The organism is Streptomonospora litoralis, from assembly GCF_004323735.1.
GTDB lineage: Bacteria > Actinomycetota > Actinomycetes > Streptosporangiales > Streptosporangiaceae > Streptomonospora > Streptomonospora litoralis.
In genome coordinates, this window is sequence record NZ_CP036455.1 from 2,912,974 (window position 1) to 2,927,172 (window position 14,199).

Annotated in this window: 13 protein-coding genes; 6 read left to right on the top strand and 7 right to left on the bottom strand. The window is 73.9% G+C overall.

Features of this window, described 5'->3' with window-relative positions:
* Nucleotides 1-69 precede the first annotated feature (69 nt).
* The gene (locus EKD16_RS12545; protein ID WP_131098544.1) at nt 70-1,269 is read right to left on the bottom strand and encodes an IS110 family RNA-guided transposase; all 1,200 of its coding nucleotides are present in this window, start codon (nt 1,267-1,269) and stop codon (nt 70-72) included.
* A 237-nt stretch (nt 1,270-1,506) separates the two neighbouring features.
* Here EKD16_RS12545 and EKD16_RS12550 point away from each other — a divergent pair, with 237 nt between their 5' ends.
* Nucleotides 1,507-2,172, top strand: a complete 666-nt coding sequence (locus tag EKD16_RS12550; RefSeq protein WP_131098545.1) for a GNAT family N-acetyltransferase — start codon at nt 1,507-1,509, stop codon at nt 2,170-2,172.
* A gap of 124 nt (nt 2,173-2,296) precedes the next feature.
* Here the strand turns inward: EKD16_RS12550 and EKD16_RS12555 are convergent, their stop codons facing one another.
* The gene (locus EKD16_RS12555; protein WP_131098546.1) at nt 2,297-2,923 is read right to left on the bottom strand and encodes a class I SAM-dependent methyltransferase; all 627 of its coding nucleotides are present in this window, start codon (nt 2,921-2,923) and stop codon (nt 2,297-2,299) included.
* A 236-nt stretch (nt 2,924-3,159) separates the two neighbouring features.
* Nucleotides 3,160-4,242 (bottom strand): FAD-dependent oxidoreductase, encoded by a 1,083-nt coding sequence (locus EKD16_RS12560; RefSeq protein WP_131098547.1) that lies wholly within the window; start codon nt 4,240-4,242, stop codon nt 3,160-3,162.
* A gap of 95 nt (nt 4,243-4,337) precedes the next feature.
* Between EKD16_RS12560 and EKD16_RS12565 the strand changes: the two genes are divergently transcribed.
* The gene (locus EKD16_RS12565; protein ID WP_131098548.1) at nt 4,338-4,778 is read left to right on the top strand and encodes a MarR family winged helix-turn-helix transcriptional regulator; all 441 of its coding nucleotides are present in this window, start codon (nt 4,338-4,340) and stop codon (nt 4,776-4,778) included.
* Nucleotides 4,779-4,923: 145 nt separating this feature from the next.
* Nucleotides 4,924-5,511, top strand: a complete 588-nt coding sequence (locus tag EKD16_RS12570; protein ID WP_131098549.1) for a TIGR03086 family metal-binding protein — start codon at nt 4,924-4,926, stop codon at nt 5,509-5,511.
* A gap of 154 nt (nt 5,512-5,665) precedes the next feature.
* Here the strand turns inward: EKD16_RS12570 and EKD16_RS12575 are convergent, their stop codons facing one another.
* Nucleotides 5,666-6,361 carry a type 1 glutamine amidotransferase domain-containing protein gene (locus EKD16_RS12575; protein ID WP_131098550.1) on the bottom strand — a complete coding sequence of 232 codons (696 nt, stop codon included), beginning with the start codon at nt 6,359-6,361 and terminating at the stop codon, nt 5,666-5,668.
* Nucleotides 6,362-6,553: 192 nt separating this feature from the next.
* Nucleotides 6,554-7,156 (bottom strand): helix-turn-helix domain-containing protein, encoded by a 603-nt coding sequence (locus tag EKD16_RS12580; RefSeq protein WP_131098551.1) that lies wholly within the window; start codon nt 7,154-7,156, stop codon nt 6,554-6,556.
* Nucleotides 7,157-7,220: 64 nt separating this feature from the next.
* Between EKD16_RS12580 and EKD16_RS12585 the strand changes: the two genes are divergently transcribed.
* Both EKD16_RS12585 and EKD16_RS12590 read left to right on the top strand, forming a co-directional pair.
* Nucleotides 7,221-8,270 carry an NAD(P)/FAD-dependent oxidoreductase gene (locus tag EKD16_RS12585; protein WP_207391287.1) on the top strand — a complete coding sequence of 350 codons (1,050 nt, stop codon included), beginning with the start codon at nt 7,221-7,223 and terminating at the stop codon, nt 8,268-8,270.
* 39 nt (nt 8,271-8,309) lie between these two features.
* Nucleotides 8,310-8,942 (top strand): class I SAM-dependent methyltransferase, encoded by a 633-nt coding sequence (locus EKD16_RS12590; RefSeq protein WP_131098553.1) that lies wholly within the window; start codon nt 8,310-8,312, stop codon nt 8,940-8,942.
* Between the two features lie 164 nt (nt 8,943-9,106).
* On the opposite strand, the gene EKD16_RS12595 is transcribed toward EKD16_RS12590, so the two are convergent.
* On the bottom strand, nt 9,107-12,367 hold the full coding sequence (locus EKD16_RS12595; RefSeq protein ID WP_131098554.1) for a BTAD domain-containing putative transcriptional regulator: 3,261 nt from the start codon (nt 12,365-12,367) through the stop codon (nt 9,107-9,109).
* A gap of 120 nt (nt 12,368-12,487) precedes the next feature.
* Here EKD16_RS12595 and wrbA point away from each other — a divergent pair, with 120 nt between their 5' ends.
* Entirely contained in the window at nt 12,488-13,117 is a 630-nt protein-coding gene (wrbA, locus tag EKD16_RS12600) for an NAD(P)H:quinone oxidoreductase (protein WP_131098555.1), read from the top strand.
* Nucleotides 13,118-13,196: 79 nt separating this feature from the next.
* On the opposite strand, the gene EKD16_RS12605 is transcribed toward wrbA, so the two are convergent.
* On the bottom strand, nt 13,197-14,147 hold the full coding sequence (locus EKD16_RS12605) for a helix-turn-helix domain-containing protein (protein ID WP_207391559.1): 951 nt from the start codon (nt 14,145-14,147) through the stop codon (nt 13,197-13,199).
* Nucleotides 14,148-14,199 lie beyond the last annotated feature (52 nt).

Genomic DNA, 14,199 nt, shown 5'->3' on the forward strand with positions numbered 1-14,199 from the left:
CAGAATCGACCGCCTTCAAGGATTCCCAATGAAGTTGTCAACCCGCAGCGGTGACCGACCGTGAAGGTCTCAGGCCGCCGCAGCCAGCTTCACTGGAGGCGCCGCGCTGTAGGGGCGACCGTCGCGCAGCATCGCCCAGAGCACGTTGACCCTGCGCCGGGCCAGTGCGATCACCGCCTGGGCATGACGCTTGCCCTCGGCCCGCTTGCGCTCATAGAACGCCTGCGAAGCCGGACAGCAGCGGATGCTGAGCAGCGCCGACATGTAGAACACCCGCATCAGCCGGCGGCTGTAGCGCCGGGGACGGTGCAGGTTGCCGCTGATACGCCCCGAATCCTTGGGGACCGGGGCCAGTCCCGCGACCCCGGCCAGCCGGTCCGCACTGGCGAAGGCGGCCATGTCGCCGCCGGTGGCGGCGATGAACTCCGCCCCCAGCAGGGTCCCTACGCCGGGCAGGCTCGTGATCACCCCGGCATGCTCGTGCTCGCGAAACCGGCCCTCGATGGCCGCGTCGGTTTCGGCGATCTCGGCGTCGAGGGCGATCACTTCCCCGGCCAGCTTGGCGACCATGGACGCCGCCGCCTTCTCGCCGCGCACGGTGGTGCGCTGGGCCTGGGCCGCGGTGATCGCGGCCCGGGCCACCCGGGCGGCGTTGCGGACCTTGCGGGCGCGCAGCCACGACTCCAGTCGTGCCTGTCCCATGCGGCGCAGCGCGGCCGGGGTCTGGTCACCGCCCAGCAGCACCAGGGCGGCTTTGGACTTGCTGTAGTCGAAGGCGCGCTCCAGGGCGGGGAAGTAGCCCAGGAGCTGGTCGCGCATCCGGTTGATGGCCCGGGTGCGGTCGGCTCCCAGATCAGTGCGCCGGGCGGTGTAGATGCGCAGGTCGGCGGCGATCTCGTCGAAGGCGGCCAGAGGTTGCAGGTCGCGGCGCATGCGGGCCTGGTCGGCGATGACGAAGGCGTCCTTGGCGTCGGTCTTGCCGTCGCCCCGGTAGGAGCCGGAGGCGTGATGGACGGTGCGGCCGGGGATGTAGATCAACTCCTGGCCGTGGTCGAGCAGCAGGGTGATCAGCAGGGCCGCGCCGCCGCTGTTGAGGTCGACCGCCCAGAGCACGTCGGTGTCCAGGGCGTTGACCTCGGCGATCAGATCGATCAGTTCGGCCTCGTCGTTGGCCGTCTTTCTCGACAGCAGCCGTTGGCCGTCGCTGTCGATCACGGTGCAGTGGTGGTGGGTCTTGCCCGCGTCCACACCGGCCCAGATGGCGGGCATCGGTTCCTCCGTCGTCGCAGTTGCAGGGGTCCCAGCAGACGACCGCGCCGTCGTGTCCTTACACAGCGATCTGTTCGCGCATCCCAATCAGCGGCCGAGTCGTCGCGGAGCGCCAGGCGGCCAATCTCCTTCAGCCTCACCTGCGGCAGAGACATGTCAGCCATACCTGGCGCTCCTGGGGTCCTCCCGACCCTACGGACGGTCAGGACCGAACTCCCACAAGAAAGGTAAGGAGACATGGCGAACCATCCCATGACCGTCCGCCGACCCGAGCGGAGTGAACTGCCCGCGGTGGCCGCGGCCTACACCGCGGCCAACCTGCACGACCCGGTACTGAGCTGGGTGATCGACGACGAGGACGCGCGTCGGCAGCTCACCGGCGGTCCCCGGCAAGAGGCGATGGCGGGCTACCTTGCAGGCGTCCTCGACTCCGGGCAACTGCTGATCGCCGAGGACGAGCCCGGGGTGGTGGCCGGAATCTCTCTTTGGGAACGGATCGACCACTCCGCCACCGGCACGCCGGAGCCGGGCGAGGCGGAGGGCGCCCGGTTCGTCGAGCGGTTCTACGGCGACTACGCCGACCGGATGAAGCAGCTGATCGAGCTCTGCGGTCAGCGCCACCCCCAGTCCGGCGCGTACTGGTACCTGCAGAACATCGTGGTCGACACGGACCGGCGCGGGCAGGGCGTCGGCGGCGCGATGCTGGACGAGCACCTGCGGCGCGTGGACGCAGAGGGCGCGTCGGCCTACCTGGAGGCCAGTTCGCCGCGGAACCGGAGACTGTATTCGCGCGTCGGGTTCGCCGACCTCGGCGATCCGATCGAGTTGCCCGGCGGGCCGCGGCTGCAACCGATGTGGCGTCCCGCGGCCGCCGAGGCGGATCGGCTCGGATCGGCGCGATAGACGTCCGGGCGTGCCTCATCCGCTTCCGTCGGGCCGACAACGGCCGAGCCGCCGCTGATACGCCCGAACCGCGTTGCCCGCACGGGCGGGGCCGGCCCGTTCCGGCGGCCCTGCCCGGCCCCGCTCAGGCGCGGCGGTGCACGCTCACGGCGTAGCCGCCGCCGGTGTAGTCGTCGCCGTCCCAGGTGGCGTGCCGGCTCACCGGTACGAGTCCCGCGTCGGCGCACCAGGCGTCGTAGTCGGCCAACGAGACCGGGGCCTCGGGAAGGGGCAGGTGCGCGGCGTCCAGGCCGAAGCCGGCGACCAGCAGGCCGCCGGGCCGCAGCAGGGCGGCCGGCCCGGCGACGGCCGCGGGCTCGGTGCCCGGGGCCAGCAGCGGGACGACGTTGCCCGCCGCTACCGCCATGTCGAAGTCCGGCGCCATGCCGAGCCCTTCGATATCGGCGAGGTCGGCCTGCAGCCACGTCATCCGCGGCGCGCGGCGGCGCGCCTCGGTGAGCATGGAGGCGTCGGCGTCGATGCCGACGCAGGTGTGCCCCAGTTCGGCGAGCCGGATCGCGACTCGCCCGGCACCGCACCCGGCGTCCAGCACCCGCGATCCGGGGCTCAGCAGCTCCTCGCAGAAGTGCGCCTCACCGTGGACGTCGGCCCCGGATTCGGCCAGCGCGTCGAACCGGGCGGCGTAGCGCGCCCCCTGCTCGCCGCCGGTGAGGGCGGCCCACCTGTTCGCCTGCGTCTCCTGCTCGCCCACGGTCTCCCACCTTGCTCCCGGTATCGCTCGGGGATGTTACCCGGTCGGCCTCGAACCCGCACCGGTCCAGGGCTTGTCTAGGGCCGGTCCACCCCCGCCGGGCAGGAAGGGGAATTTTGGGGACACGGCGCAACTCTCGCACAGGGCGAGCGCCCGGGGGTCGACGTCGAAGGGGTGCGGCCCGCCCGCACCGGGTGCGTGGTGTGCGGCCGGGCCGTTGGGTGGGCTCGGGCCTTTCAAGACAGGTTGAGCAGGTCGCGGTAGGTGTCGAGCTTCATGTGTCCTCCCTTGATACCGGCGGTGGTCTCGGCGTCGAGAAGGCCGAGGTCGGGGCGGTAGGCGGCGCCGCCGTCGGGGCCCAGGGGCAAAGCGATGCCGGCGGGCCGGGGCGGGTGGGGCTTCGGCGGGTCGCCGGCGATCATGGCGCGGATGTTGGCGGCGGTGGTGTCGGCGTGGGCGTGGGCGGTGGCGGCGGTCTGAGTCTCGGAGGCGGTCTCGGCCAGGTCGCCGATGGCGAAGACCCGCTCCTGGCCCGGCACGCGCAGTTCGGGTGTGACGGCGATGCGGCCGCGCGCTCCGCGGGCGGCGGCGAGCTCCGGCGCCAGGTAGTCCGACTCCACGCTGACGCCGTAGCAGCGGAACCAGATGTCGGCGCCGAGGAGGGCACCGTCGCGGGTGGCGGCCGTGAAGGGTTCGCGGTGCGCGGGCTCGGTCGCGGGTTCGGCGGCCAGGGCGGTGTCCAGGAGGAGTTCGATACCCAGCGCTTCGAGCTGGCGGCGCACCTCCTTGCGGAACTCGTCGGGGAAGGCGCCGGAGAGGATGTCGTGCCCGGGTTCGACGACGGTGACGGCGGTCCGGGGCCAGGCGGCCTTGATCTCGCCGGCGAGTTCGAGGCCGACGGCGCCGGCGCCCAGCAGCAGGACGCTGTGCGCCTGCGCCAGTTCGCGGTGGGCGGCGCCGATGCGGGCTTTGGCGCGGGCGCTGTCGTGCTCGGCGAACTTGGCGGGGAAGGGGTATCCCGATCCGGTCGCCAGGACGGTGTAGTCGGCGTCGATCCGCTCTCCGGAGGCGAGGACGGCGCCGCGGGGGTCGACGCGTTCGGCGCGGTCGCGCACCACGCGCCCGCGCCTCAGCAGCCGGTCGTAGGGCAGGAAAATCCGGTCGATCCACGCGGGGTCGGCCAGGCTGCGCAGCGAGGCGGTGCTGTGCACGAAGGCGTCGCGGGGGTCGACGAGGACCACGTCGGCGGCGGCGTCGAGCTGCGCGGCGACGCTGATGCCGCCGTATCCGCCGCCGATGACGGCCACAGTGGGGGTCATGGGCACTCCCGGACCATTATGTTCGTAATGCGTACTGTTCGTATCGCGAATCAAATTAGTTCGCGAGACGAACTTCCGTCAACTAGGGTGGCGGCATGACAGAGGCCACAGGGTCCGCGATCACCGGCGCCGAGGCACTGGTGCGCCTGTCCTCGACCGTCGACCGCGTGTTCGGCGACGTCTCCCGCGAGTACGGGCTCACACCCCAGCAGGCCCGGCTGCTGTGCATCCTGAGTACCGGCCCGATGGGCATGGGCGACCTCGGACGCACCCTGAACCTGGAGAAGTCCAGCCTCACCGGCCTGATCGACCGCGTGGAGCGCCGCGGCCTGGCCGCCCGCGAGCGTGACCAGCGTGACCGCCGCGCCTGCCGCATCGGATTGACCGAGGAGGGCAAGCGCCTGGGCTGGGCCGTGCATCACGAGGTGTGCGGGCAACTGGAGCGCATGACGGCGGTGCTCGACTCCGCCCAGCGGTCCGCACTGGAGGCGGCGGTGCACCGCCTGCTGGCGGAGTCCGGCGCAGCGACCTCCTGAGGCACGCTGCGGCGCCCCCGCGCGGGGCGACGGCGACGCTGCCGACCGGGGCCGCACTGCCGCACACCCGCCTGCGGCATGCCGAGGACGTCCGGCTCGGGCGGGTGGCCGCCCATTGTCGTCAGGTCTCGGTAGCGTCCACGCGATGGATACGACGCACACCGAAACCACCGATCCCCGCCCCCGGTTCGACCGGGCACTGGATCAGACCGATCACCTGGTCGCCGCGGTACTCCCCGGCGAACTCGCCGCACCCACCCCCTGCGCCGAGTACGACGTCCGCGCACTGTGCGGGCACATGGTCGCGGTGCTGGACAAGCTGGCACGCCTGGGCGCCGGGCGGAGCGCCGCTGAGGTGCCCGACGTGGTCGACGTCGCCGACGACCACGCCGGCGCCTTCAGGCGGGCCCGTGCCGAGGTCGAGCACGTGTGGCGCGACGACGCCGTGCTCGACCGGCGGATCGCCTTGCCGTGGGCGACGTTGCCGGGGCGGGAAGCGCTGACCGCCTACACCCACGAGTTCACGGTGCACTCCTGGGACCTCGCGCACGCCACGAATCGGCGCACCGGACTCGACGAGGCCCTTGCCGCCGACGCGTTGGCCTGGTTCGCCCGCTTCGAGCCGTCCGAGGCGCGCGGCGAGCAGGGACCGTTCGGAGCTGCGGTGCCCGTGCCCGACGACGCCGATGCTTACACGCGGCTGGCCGGCTTCGTCGGCCGCCACCCGTCGTGACGGCCGAGCGCACCTGTCGCTAGCCCTCCCCGGTGAGACGGGCGAAACGGCGGTCGGCCAACGGGCGCAACCCATGGCGGGTCGACAGTGGCCGGAGGCCGCGGCGCGGCCCTGCTGAGTGGCGCCGCGGCCTCCGGCGCGTCCGGCGTGCGCCTCAGCGCAGCGCCGTCAGCATCTCATTGGCCAGCGGCGCCGAGGAGGCCGGGTTCTGGCCGGTGTAGAGGGTGCCGTCGACGACGACGTTTGGCGCCCACGCCGCCCCCTCGGCGAAGTCGGCGCCCAGGGCCTCCAGGCGGTCCTGCAGCAGCCAGGGCGCCTTGTCGGCCAGCCCGGCCTGGGTCTCCTCGGTGTTGGTGAAGCCGGTCAGCCGGTACCCGGCGAACGGGGACTCGCTGCCGGCAGGCGCGGTGGCCAGCAGCGCCGCGGGGCCGTGGCAGACCACGCCCAGCGGGGTGCGCGACTCCAGGGTCGCGCGCAGCAGCCGGGCCGAGTCGCCGTTGGACGCGAGGTCCTCCATGGGGCCGTGGCCGCCGGGGTAGAACACCGCGTCGAAGTCGCCGACCCGCACCTCCTCCAGGCGCAGCGGGCTGCGCAGCCCTTCGATGGTCTCCAGCGCCTGCCGCACGGCCGCGGCGCCCTCCTCGCCGCTGTTGGCCTCGGGCGCGAGGCTGGCGCCGTCGGCCACCGGCTGCACACCGCCCGGGGTGGCCACCGCCACCTCGTGTCCGGCGTCGGTGAAGACCCGGTAGGGGGCGGCGACCTCCTCGGCCCAGTAGCCGGTGGGGTGCTTGGTGCCGTCGGACAGCGTCCAGTGGTCGGCCCCGGTGATGACGAACAGGATGCGTGCCATTGTTCTCCCCCTGGTAGGCGCGCCGGGCACCCGCCCGGCGACCGGTCTGGTCGACTGCGCCGGCCGGCCCTTTGCCGCGGGCGGGCCGGCGCACTCTGCCGTCCCCGACGCTAGGAGGCACAAACCGCACCGGGCCAAATCGAAGAACCGACAAGAGCCGCGCCCGACCGCTCGCCGGCCGCGCCGCACGGCTCAGTCGTCCTGCGGCTCCTGCTTGGCCTTGGGCCGGGCGCGCAGATGGGCGCGTTCGCCCTGTTTGCCGAACAGGCTGAGGATCTCCACCGGTTCGGTGTCGGCGCCGCCGAACCAGTGCGGCACGCGGGTGTCGAACTCGGCGGCCTCCCCGGGCACCAGCACCAGGTCGTGCTCGCCCAGAACCACGCGAAGCCGGCCGTTGAGGACGTAGAGCCATTCGTAGCCCTCGTGGGTCTGGGGAACGGGATCGCGGCGGTCGGCGCCGGCGGGCAGGATCAGCTTGTAGGCCTGGATGCCGCCGGAGCGGCGCGTCAGCGGCAGCATGGTCATGCCCGCCCGCTCGACCGGGCGCATGTGGATGCGGGGGTCGCCGGTGGGCGGGGCGTCGACGAGCTCGTCCAAAGTGACGCCGTAGGCCTTGGCCAGGGGCAGCAGGAGTTCCAGCGTCGGTCGGCGCGCTCCCGACTCCAGCCGCGACAGGGTACTGACCGAGACGCCGGTCTGCGCCGACAGGTCGGTCAGGGTGGTCTCCCGCCTGCGGCGCAGCGCGCGCAGCCGGGGACCGACGGCGTCGAGTGCCTGGTCGAGCTCGTTGTCCATACCGCCAGTCTGCCACTTTTGCCACTCCGGCAAGGAACTTTGCGCTGCGAGGGGTCCGCTCTGCATGATCCGGGTGGAGGTGATCGCGGTGAGCGATGAACTGGGAAGCGACTACGACGTCGTGGTGGTCGGCGGCGGCGCCGCCGGGCTGAACGGTGCGCTGATGCTGGCGCGCATGCGGCGCTCGGTGGCGGTGATCGACGCGGGCGCACCCCGCAACGCCCCGGCCGAAGGCGTGCACGGACTGCTGGCGCGCGAGGGGATGGCGCCCCAGGAGCTGCTGGAACTGGGCCGGGCCGAAGTCCGCGGCTACGGCGCCCACGTGGTATCCGGCGAGGTCGGCTCCGCCGCCCGCCGGGAGGACGGCGCCTTCGCCGTGGCGCTGTCCGACGGCCGCCGGGTCCGCGCCCGGCGCCTGCTGGTGGCCGCCGGGCTGGTCGACGAACTCCCCGAGATCCCGGGGCTGCGTGAGCGGTGGGGCCGCGACGTGGTGCACTGCCCCTACTGCCACGGCTGGGAAGTCCGCGACCGGGCGATCGGCGTGGTGGCCAACGGTCCGATGTCGGTGCACCAGGCGCTGATGTTCCGCCAGCTCAGCGCCAACGTCGCCCATTTCACCCACACGACGACCGCGCCCTCAGGTGAGGAGGCCGAGCAGCTGGCCGCGCGCGGCATCCGCGTCGTCGAGGGCGAGGTCGCGGCGCTGGAGACCGCCGGGGACCGCCTGGCCGGGCTGCGGATGGCGGACGGCCGGCTGGTGGCCCGCGAGGTGCTCGCCGTGGCATCGCGGATGCGGGCCCGCGCCGGCTTCCTGGCGGAACTGGGACTGCACCCGGTGGAGCACCCCGGCGGCATGGGCGAGTACATCCCCGCCGACACCGCCGGGCGCACCGATGTCCCCGGGGTGTGGCTGGCCGGAAACGTCACCGACCTCGTCGCCCAGGTCGGCGCGGCCGCCGCAGCGGGGGCCTGGGCGGGCGCGCAGATCAACGGCGACCTGACCGCCGAGGACACCCGCCGCGCGGTCGAGGCGCTGCACGAGCCGTTCTCCGGCGCCTCCGAGGCGCGGCTGAGCGAGGCGGCGGTGGCCGCCGAGCACCGCCACGGCCTGTGACCGGCAGATATCCGACGACGAGGGGACGGGGGACCGAGCGTGTCCGAAGCGTTCGACGAACACTACTGGCAGGAGCACTACCGCGCTCACGGCGGCGCGGGCGGGGGCGAGGCCCCGCCCAACCCGCACCTGGTCGCCGCGGCCGAGCAACTCGCCCCCGGCCGGGCGCTCGACGCCGGCTGCGGGCACGGGGCGGAAGCCGGCTGGCTGGCCGCGGCCGGCTGGGAGGTGACGGCGGTCGACATCTCCGCCGCCGCCCTGGAGGAGGCACGCGAGCGCACCCGCGACGGCGGCGCCGAAATCGCCGACCGCATCACCTGGGTGCGGGCCGATCTGACCGAATGGACGCCCGCCGCGGACGCGTTCGACCTGGTGTGCACCCACTACGTGCACCCCGCCGAGGGGCGCGACGCGCTGTTCGCCCGGCTGGCGGCGGCGGTGGCTCCCGGCGGGACACTCGTCCTGGTCGGGCACCACCCCGGCGATCCCCAGCACGCGGCCCGGGCCGACGCCTACCTCGCACCAGAGGAGATCGCCGCACTGCTGGACGCCGACCGGTGGGAGATCCTGGCCGCCGAGGCCCGAACCCGCCCGGTGCCGGGCCATCGAGGCGAGCACGGCCACGGGGGCATGCTGACCGACGCCGTCCTGCACGCCCGCAGGCGGATTTGAGCCCGTCCGCGCGACCCCCTCCGCGGCCAGCCACGCCAGCGGGGTGGCGCCCGGTTCGGCGCGGTGGCGGTCGCCGAGCACCGCCACCGCCGGTGATCGGCCGCGACCGAAGGCGTCCCGGCGCGGGCGCAGGAGTCCGACCCATGGGGCACCCGGTCGCCGACTCAGCCGGGCACGCTCGGCGCCGATCCGCAGACCGCACCGTCGCGGCCGCGCTCGAAGTCCGCGTCGAAGGCGTCGGCGCCCAGCTCGGTGCGGGCGGCCAGGGTGGCGCGATCGACGTCGCCACGCTCGGCCGCGGGTAGCGGCGCCCCCACCGACTCCCGCTGGGCCGCCGCGGCACCGAGGAACCGGGCGGCGCGCCGATGATCGCCCGCCGCCGCGGCGGCACCGCCCAGCCCTTCCAGGGCCAGGGCGACCGCCCTGGGGTCACCGGTCTGCTCGGCAGCGGACAGGCCCTCGGCGTGCAGCGCGGCCGCCGTTTCGGCGTCGCCGCGCAGTTCCGCGACGAACCCCCGTTCGGCCAGCGCCAGTGCGACTCCGGGTTGGTAGGCGATGCGCCGGTTCCAGTCGAGGAGCCGACGCAGGTACTCCTCGGCGGTGTCGAGCCGGTTCCGCCGCCGCGCGCCCAGGGCCAGGCCCACAAGGGCGAACGCCTCTCCTGAACCGCTGCCCTGCTCCGCGGCGAGCCTCCGCGCCTTCTCGTGGAACTCGTCGGCTTCGGCGATGTCGCCGTCGAGGAGGGACAGGCGTCCGAGTTTCGCCAACTGCATGGACACCGACGGCCACAGCCCCAGTTCCTCGGCGGTGCGCAGCGAGCGCCGGTGCAGGCGTGCCGCGAACACGTAGTCGCCGGCGACCTCGGCGAGCATACCCCGGGTCTGCGCGGCGTAGGCCTGCCCCCAGCGGTCGCCGAGTTCCTCGAAGAGCGCCGCGCTCGCCTCGCTGTCCTGCCGCGCCGCGACCAGATCCCCCTGGACGAGGGCGTGCTCGGCGCGGGTGCCCAGTGCCGCGGCGATGCCCCATCGGTCGCCGTGGCCGCGGAACGCCGTCAGCGCCTGCGCGACCAGCCGCGTGCTGCCGTCGAGATCCCCCGCCCCCGACCGGCTGAACGCCAGCAGCCACTGGGCACGCGCCCGCCGGAGCGGCGCGTCGATCCGGTCGTAGAGTTCCAGGGCGTGCTCACTGTGGGCGGCGGGATCGGTCTGGCCGGTCAGGAAGGCGACACCGGACGCCCACGCCGTCGCGGCGGCCCGTGCGAGGACCGGGCCGTCCGCGCCGGCCTCCAGCGCCGCGCGCAGGGACCGCCGCGCCTCCCCGTGCCGGCCGCGCAGGAACCAGTACCACGCCATCGCGTCGACCAGACGCAGCGCCAGATCCGCGCGGGAGGTCCGCACCGCCGTGTCGAGCGCGGCGCGCAGGTTCGCGGCCTCCGCGTCCAACCGCGCCAGCCATTCCTGCTGCTCCCACCCGCGCAGATGCGGTTCGGCCGATTCGGCCAGCCGCGTGTAGAACTCCGCGTGTCTGCGGCGCATGTCGTCGGACTCGCCGGCGTCCTCCAGGCGTTCGCGGCAGTAGGCGGACACGGATTCGAGGAGGCGGTAGCGCACCGTCGGCGGCCCACCGCCCGTGGCGACCTCGACCGCAGCGACCAGCGACCTGTCGACCAGTCGGGCGAGCAGGTCGGGCACTTCGGTCCGCTCTATGCCACCGCCGGCGCAGACCTCTTCGGCGGCGGCGAGCGTGCAGCCCTCGGCGTGGACGGCCAATCGGCGCAGTACGGCCCGTTCGGGCCCGGGAAGCAGCTCCCAGCTCCAGTCGATCATGGCCCGCAGCGTCTGATGGCGCGCCGGGGCGTTGCGGTGGCCCGTAGTGAGGATCCGGAAGCGGTCGCCGATCCGGTTGGCCAGCTCGTGGACGCCGAAGGTGCGCACGCGTGTGGCGGCGAGCTCCAGCGCCAGCGGAATGCCGTCCAGCCGTCGGCAGATGGACGCCACCGCGGAGGCGTTGCCCGCGTCGAGCGCGAATCCGGGCGCCTGGGCCCCTGCGCGCGTGGTGAACAGGCGAACGGCCGGATTGCCCGCCAGCTCGGCCGCGTCGGCGTCCGGGGAAGGCAGCTCCAGCGGCCGCACCGCGTAGACGAGTTCCGCGGCGAGCCCCAGGGGTTCGTGGCTGGTGGCCAGGATGCCCATCTCCGGGACGGCGCCCAGCAGCAGCCCCGCCAGTTCGGCGATCGGCTCGATCAGGTGCTCGCAGTTGTCCAGAATCAGCAGCGGGCGCTTGCCGTGCAGCGCCTTAGTGAGCCGGTCGACGACTCCGAAGTGCGCTTCTTCGCCGTGCGGCGCGCCCAACGCGGCGTCCTCGCGGATTCCCAGGGTCGAGGCCACGGCGTCGGCGAGCGCCTCCACCCCGTCGGTCCCCGGATTGCGCGCAGCCAGTTCGACCAGCCAGACACCGTCGGGGAAGTCTTCCGCGGCCCGAGCAGCCGTCTCGACCGCCAGCCGGGTCTTGCCGACCCCGCCCGGCCCGGCCAGGGTCACCAGCCGCCCCGCGTCGAGCCTGGCGCGTACCTCGGCGCCGGCCTCCCGGCGTCCGATGAGGCCGGTGAACGGCTCCTTCAGAACGGCAGGGGGGAGGTTGGAGCGCGGACGCGCTGCGGCTGGGGACTCCGCCGCCCGCAGCCGGGGGTCCTGCTCCAGGATCGACTGATGGAGCCGGACGAGCTCCGGGCCGGGGTCCAGCCCCAACTCGGTGCTCAGGTGGTCACGCACGTGGCCGTACGCCTCCAGCGCCTCGCTCTGCCGTCCGGAGAGGTAGAGGGCGCGGATGTGGACCGCGCGCAGCCGCTCACGCAGCGGGTACCGCTGCACCAGCGGTTCGAGCTCTGCGACCAGGAGCCGGTGCTCGCCGAGGTCCAACCGCACCTCCGCCAGCTCCTCGATCGCCGTCGCCCGCTTCTCCTCCCACCGGGCGGCGGCAGTGCGGACGAACTCCTCGTCGGCGAACTCGGCGCAGACGCCTCCGCGGAACAGGTCCAGGGCCGCGGCCAGCAGTTCGGCGCGGTGCCGGGGCTCGGCGCTGTCTCGCGCCCGGGCGGCGAGCGCCGCGAAGCGGGCTGTGTCGAGGTCGTCGGCATCGACGCGCAGCGCATACCCCGCGGGCCCGGACTGCACGCGCGCCCGCCCGCCCGCCTCGGCTTGCTCCAGCGCCCGCCGGAGCTGGGAGACCTTGGCCTGCAGGGCGGCGGTGGGATTACCCGGCACCGCCTCGCCCCACAGGTCGTCGATGAGCCGGTCGGCCGGCACCGGCCGCCCCTCGTGCAGCAGCAGATCGGCCAGCAGGGCCCGGACCTTCGCGCCGGAGACCCGGACCAAAGCCCCCTTGGCGTCCCAGACCGCCAGCGGACCGAGCACCCCGAATCGCATGCGGCCGATGCTAGTCGACGGCAATGGCGCGCAGCCGACGGTAAGTCCGTGATCAGCGGGCGGTAAGCGCGCACGGCCACCGTGGAACCGATTCGTTCGCAACCGAAGGAGCAGGAAACCATGGACGCCAACGGCACGCGGATCGCCGTCATCTACTACTCCTCCACCGGAAACATGCACCGCCTGGCCGAGGCGTTCGCCGACGGTGCCGCCGACGCGGGGGCGGCCGTGCGGCTGCGCACGGCCCCCGAGCTGGCTCCGGAGTCCGTGATCGACGCGAACCCCGACTGGCGCGCGCACCTGGACGCCACCGCGCACATTCCCGCCGCCGCACACGAGGACCTGATCTGGGCCGAGGGGTACGCGTTCGGCACGCCGACCCGGTTCGGCAACATGGCCTCCCAGCTCCGGCAGTTCCTGGACACCACGAGCGCACTCTGGGAGGCGGGCGAGATGGTCGGCAAGCCCGCCACCGGATTCACCGGAAGCTACGAGCACCACGGCGGCCAGGAGTCCACGCTGCTATCGCTGTACCACACCATGTACCACTGGGGCGCTCTCGTGCTGCCGACCGGATATGCCGACTACGAGGTCGCTCACGCCGCCGGCGGAAACCCCTACGGCGTCAGCCAGGTCGAGAGCCGGGCCGCCGAAGACCCCGACTACGCCAAGGCGGTGCTGACGGCGGCACGCACACAGGGTGCACGCCTCGCCCAAAGCGCCGCGGCCTTGAGCATGCTGCGGGCCTGACCGGCGAAGGAGCGGCTGCACCAGACCGCCGCCGCCACAGTCGGCAGGGCCGGCCCCGGCACGCGGCCCCGCGTTGCGGTCACGCCGGCCGCGCGGGGCCGAAGCGGGCGCGGTAGGCAGCCGGGCTCAGGCCGGTGCTGCGGCGCATCCGGGTGCGCAGGTTGGCGGCGCTGCCCAGGCCGCTGGCGCGCGCCACGGCCGCCATGCGGACCTCGCCGCGCTCGATGAGCCGACAGGCCAGCGCCACCCGCTCGGTGGTCAGCCACGCCAACGGAGTGGTGCCCACCTCGGCGCGGAACCGGCGGTGCAGCGTCGCCTGGCTCACCGCGGCCCGGTGCGCCAAGTCGGCCACCGTCAGCGGTTCGTGCAGGTGCTCCTGGGCCCACGACAGCAGCGGGGCCAGGGAAGCGTCGGCGACCTCGGGCACCGGCTGCGGCACGAACTGGCGCTGGCCGCCGTCGCGGTGAGCGGCGAACACCAGGCGGCGGCTGACCGCGTTGGCGACCTGAGCGCCGTGGTCGCGCCGGATCAGGTGCAGGCCGAGATCCAGCGCCGCCGCGCTGCCCGCCGCCGTCAGCACGTCGCCGTCGTCGACGAAGAGGACGTCGGGCTCCAGACGCACCCGCGGATACCGGGCGGTGAACAGTTCGCTCCAGCGCCAGTGCGTCGTGGCGCGGCGCCCGTCGAGCACCCCGGCCTCGGCCAGCGTGAACGCGCCGGTGCACAGGCTGACCAGGCGCGCGCCGCGCGCGGCGGCGCGACGAACGGCGCCGACGACGGCGTCGGCGGGGCGGTTCTGCGGGTCGGGCCGGTTGGGCGCGATCACCGTGTCGGCCTCCTCGGCCGCCGCGTCCAGACGGGCCGCGCCGGACAGGGAGAACATGCCGCCGTGCATGCGCACCGACGACTGGGCCGTGCACAGCGTGAAGTCGTACCAGGGGCGGCCCAGCTCGGGGCGGCGCAGCCCGAACAGTTCGGTGGCCACGCCCATCTCGAAGGGGTTGGACCCCTCGTCGACGATCATGGCCACGCGGTGCGGGCGGTCGCGCCCGGCGGACCGCTCGGCGGTGTCGCCGCGCTGC

Bases quoted from the DNA above. Each gene is read 5' to 3' on its own strand.
- EKD16_RS12550 (WP_131098545.1), top strand. From the start codon at position 1,507: ATGGCGAACCATCCCATGACCGTCCGCCGACCCGAGCGGAGTGAACTG.
- EKD16_RS12560 (WP_131098547.1), bottom strand. From the start codon at position 4,242: ATGACCCCCACTGTGGCCGTCATCGGCGGCGGATACGGCGGCATCAGC.
- EKD16_RS12595 (WP_131098554.1), bottom strand. From the start codon at position 12,367: ATGCGATTCGGGGTGCTCGGTCCGCTGGCGGTCTGGGACGCCAAGGGG.
- wrbA (WP_131098555.1), top strand. From the start codon at position 12,488: ATGGACGCCAACGGCACGCGGATCGCCGTCATCTACTACTCCTCCACC.
- EKD16_RS12570 (WP_131098549.1), top strand. From the start codon at position 4,924: ATGGATACGACGCACACCGAAACCACCGATCCCCGCCCCCGGTTCGAC.
- EKD16_RS12575 (WP_131098550.1), bottom strand. From the start codon at position 6,361: ATGGCACGCATCCTGTTCGTCATCACCGGGGCCGACCACTGGACGCTG.
- EKD16_RS12580 (WP_131098551.1), bottom strand. From the start codon at position 7,156: ATGGACAACGAGCTCGACCAGGCACTCGACGCCGTCGGTCCCCGGCTG.
- EKD16_RS12565 (WP_131098548.1), top strand. From the start codon at position 4,338: ATGACAGAGGCCACAGGGTCCGCGATCACCGGCGCCGAGGCACTGGTG.
- EKD16_RS12545 (WP_131098544.1), bottom strand. From the start codon at position 1,269: ATGCCCGCCATCTGGGCCGGTGTGGACGCGGGCAAGACCCACCACCAC.
- EKD16_RS12585 (WP_207391287.1), top strand. From the start codon at position 7,221: ATGATCCGGGTGGAGGTGATCGCGGTGAGCGATGAACTGGGAAGCGAC.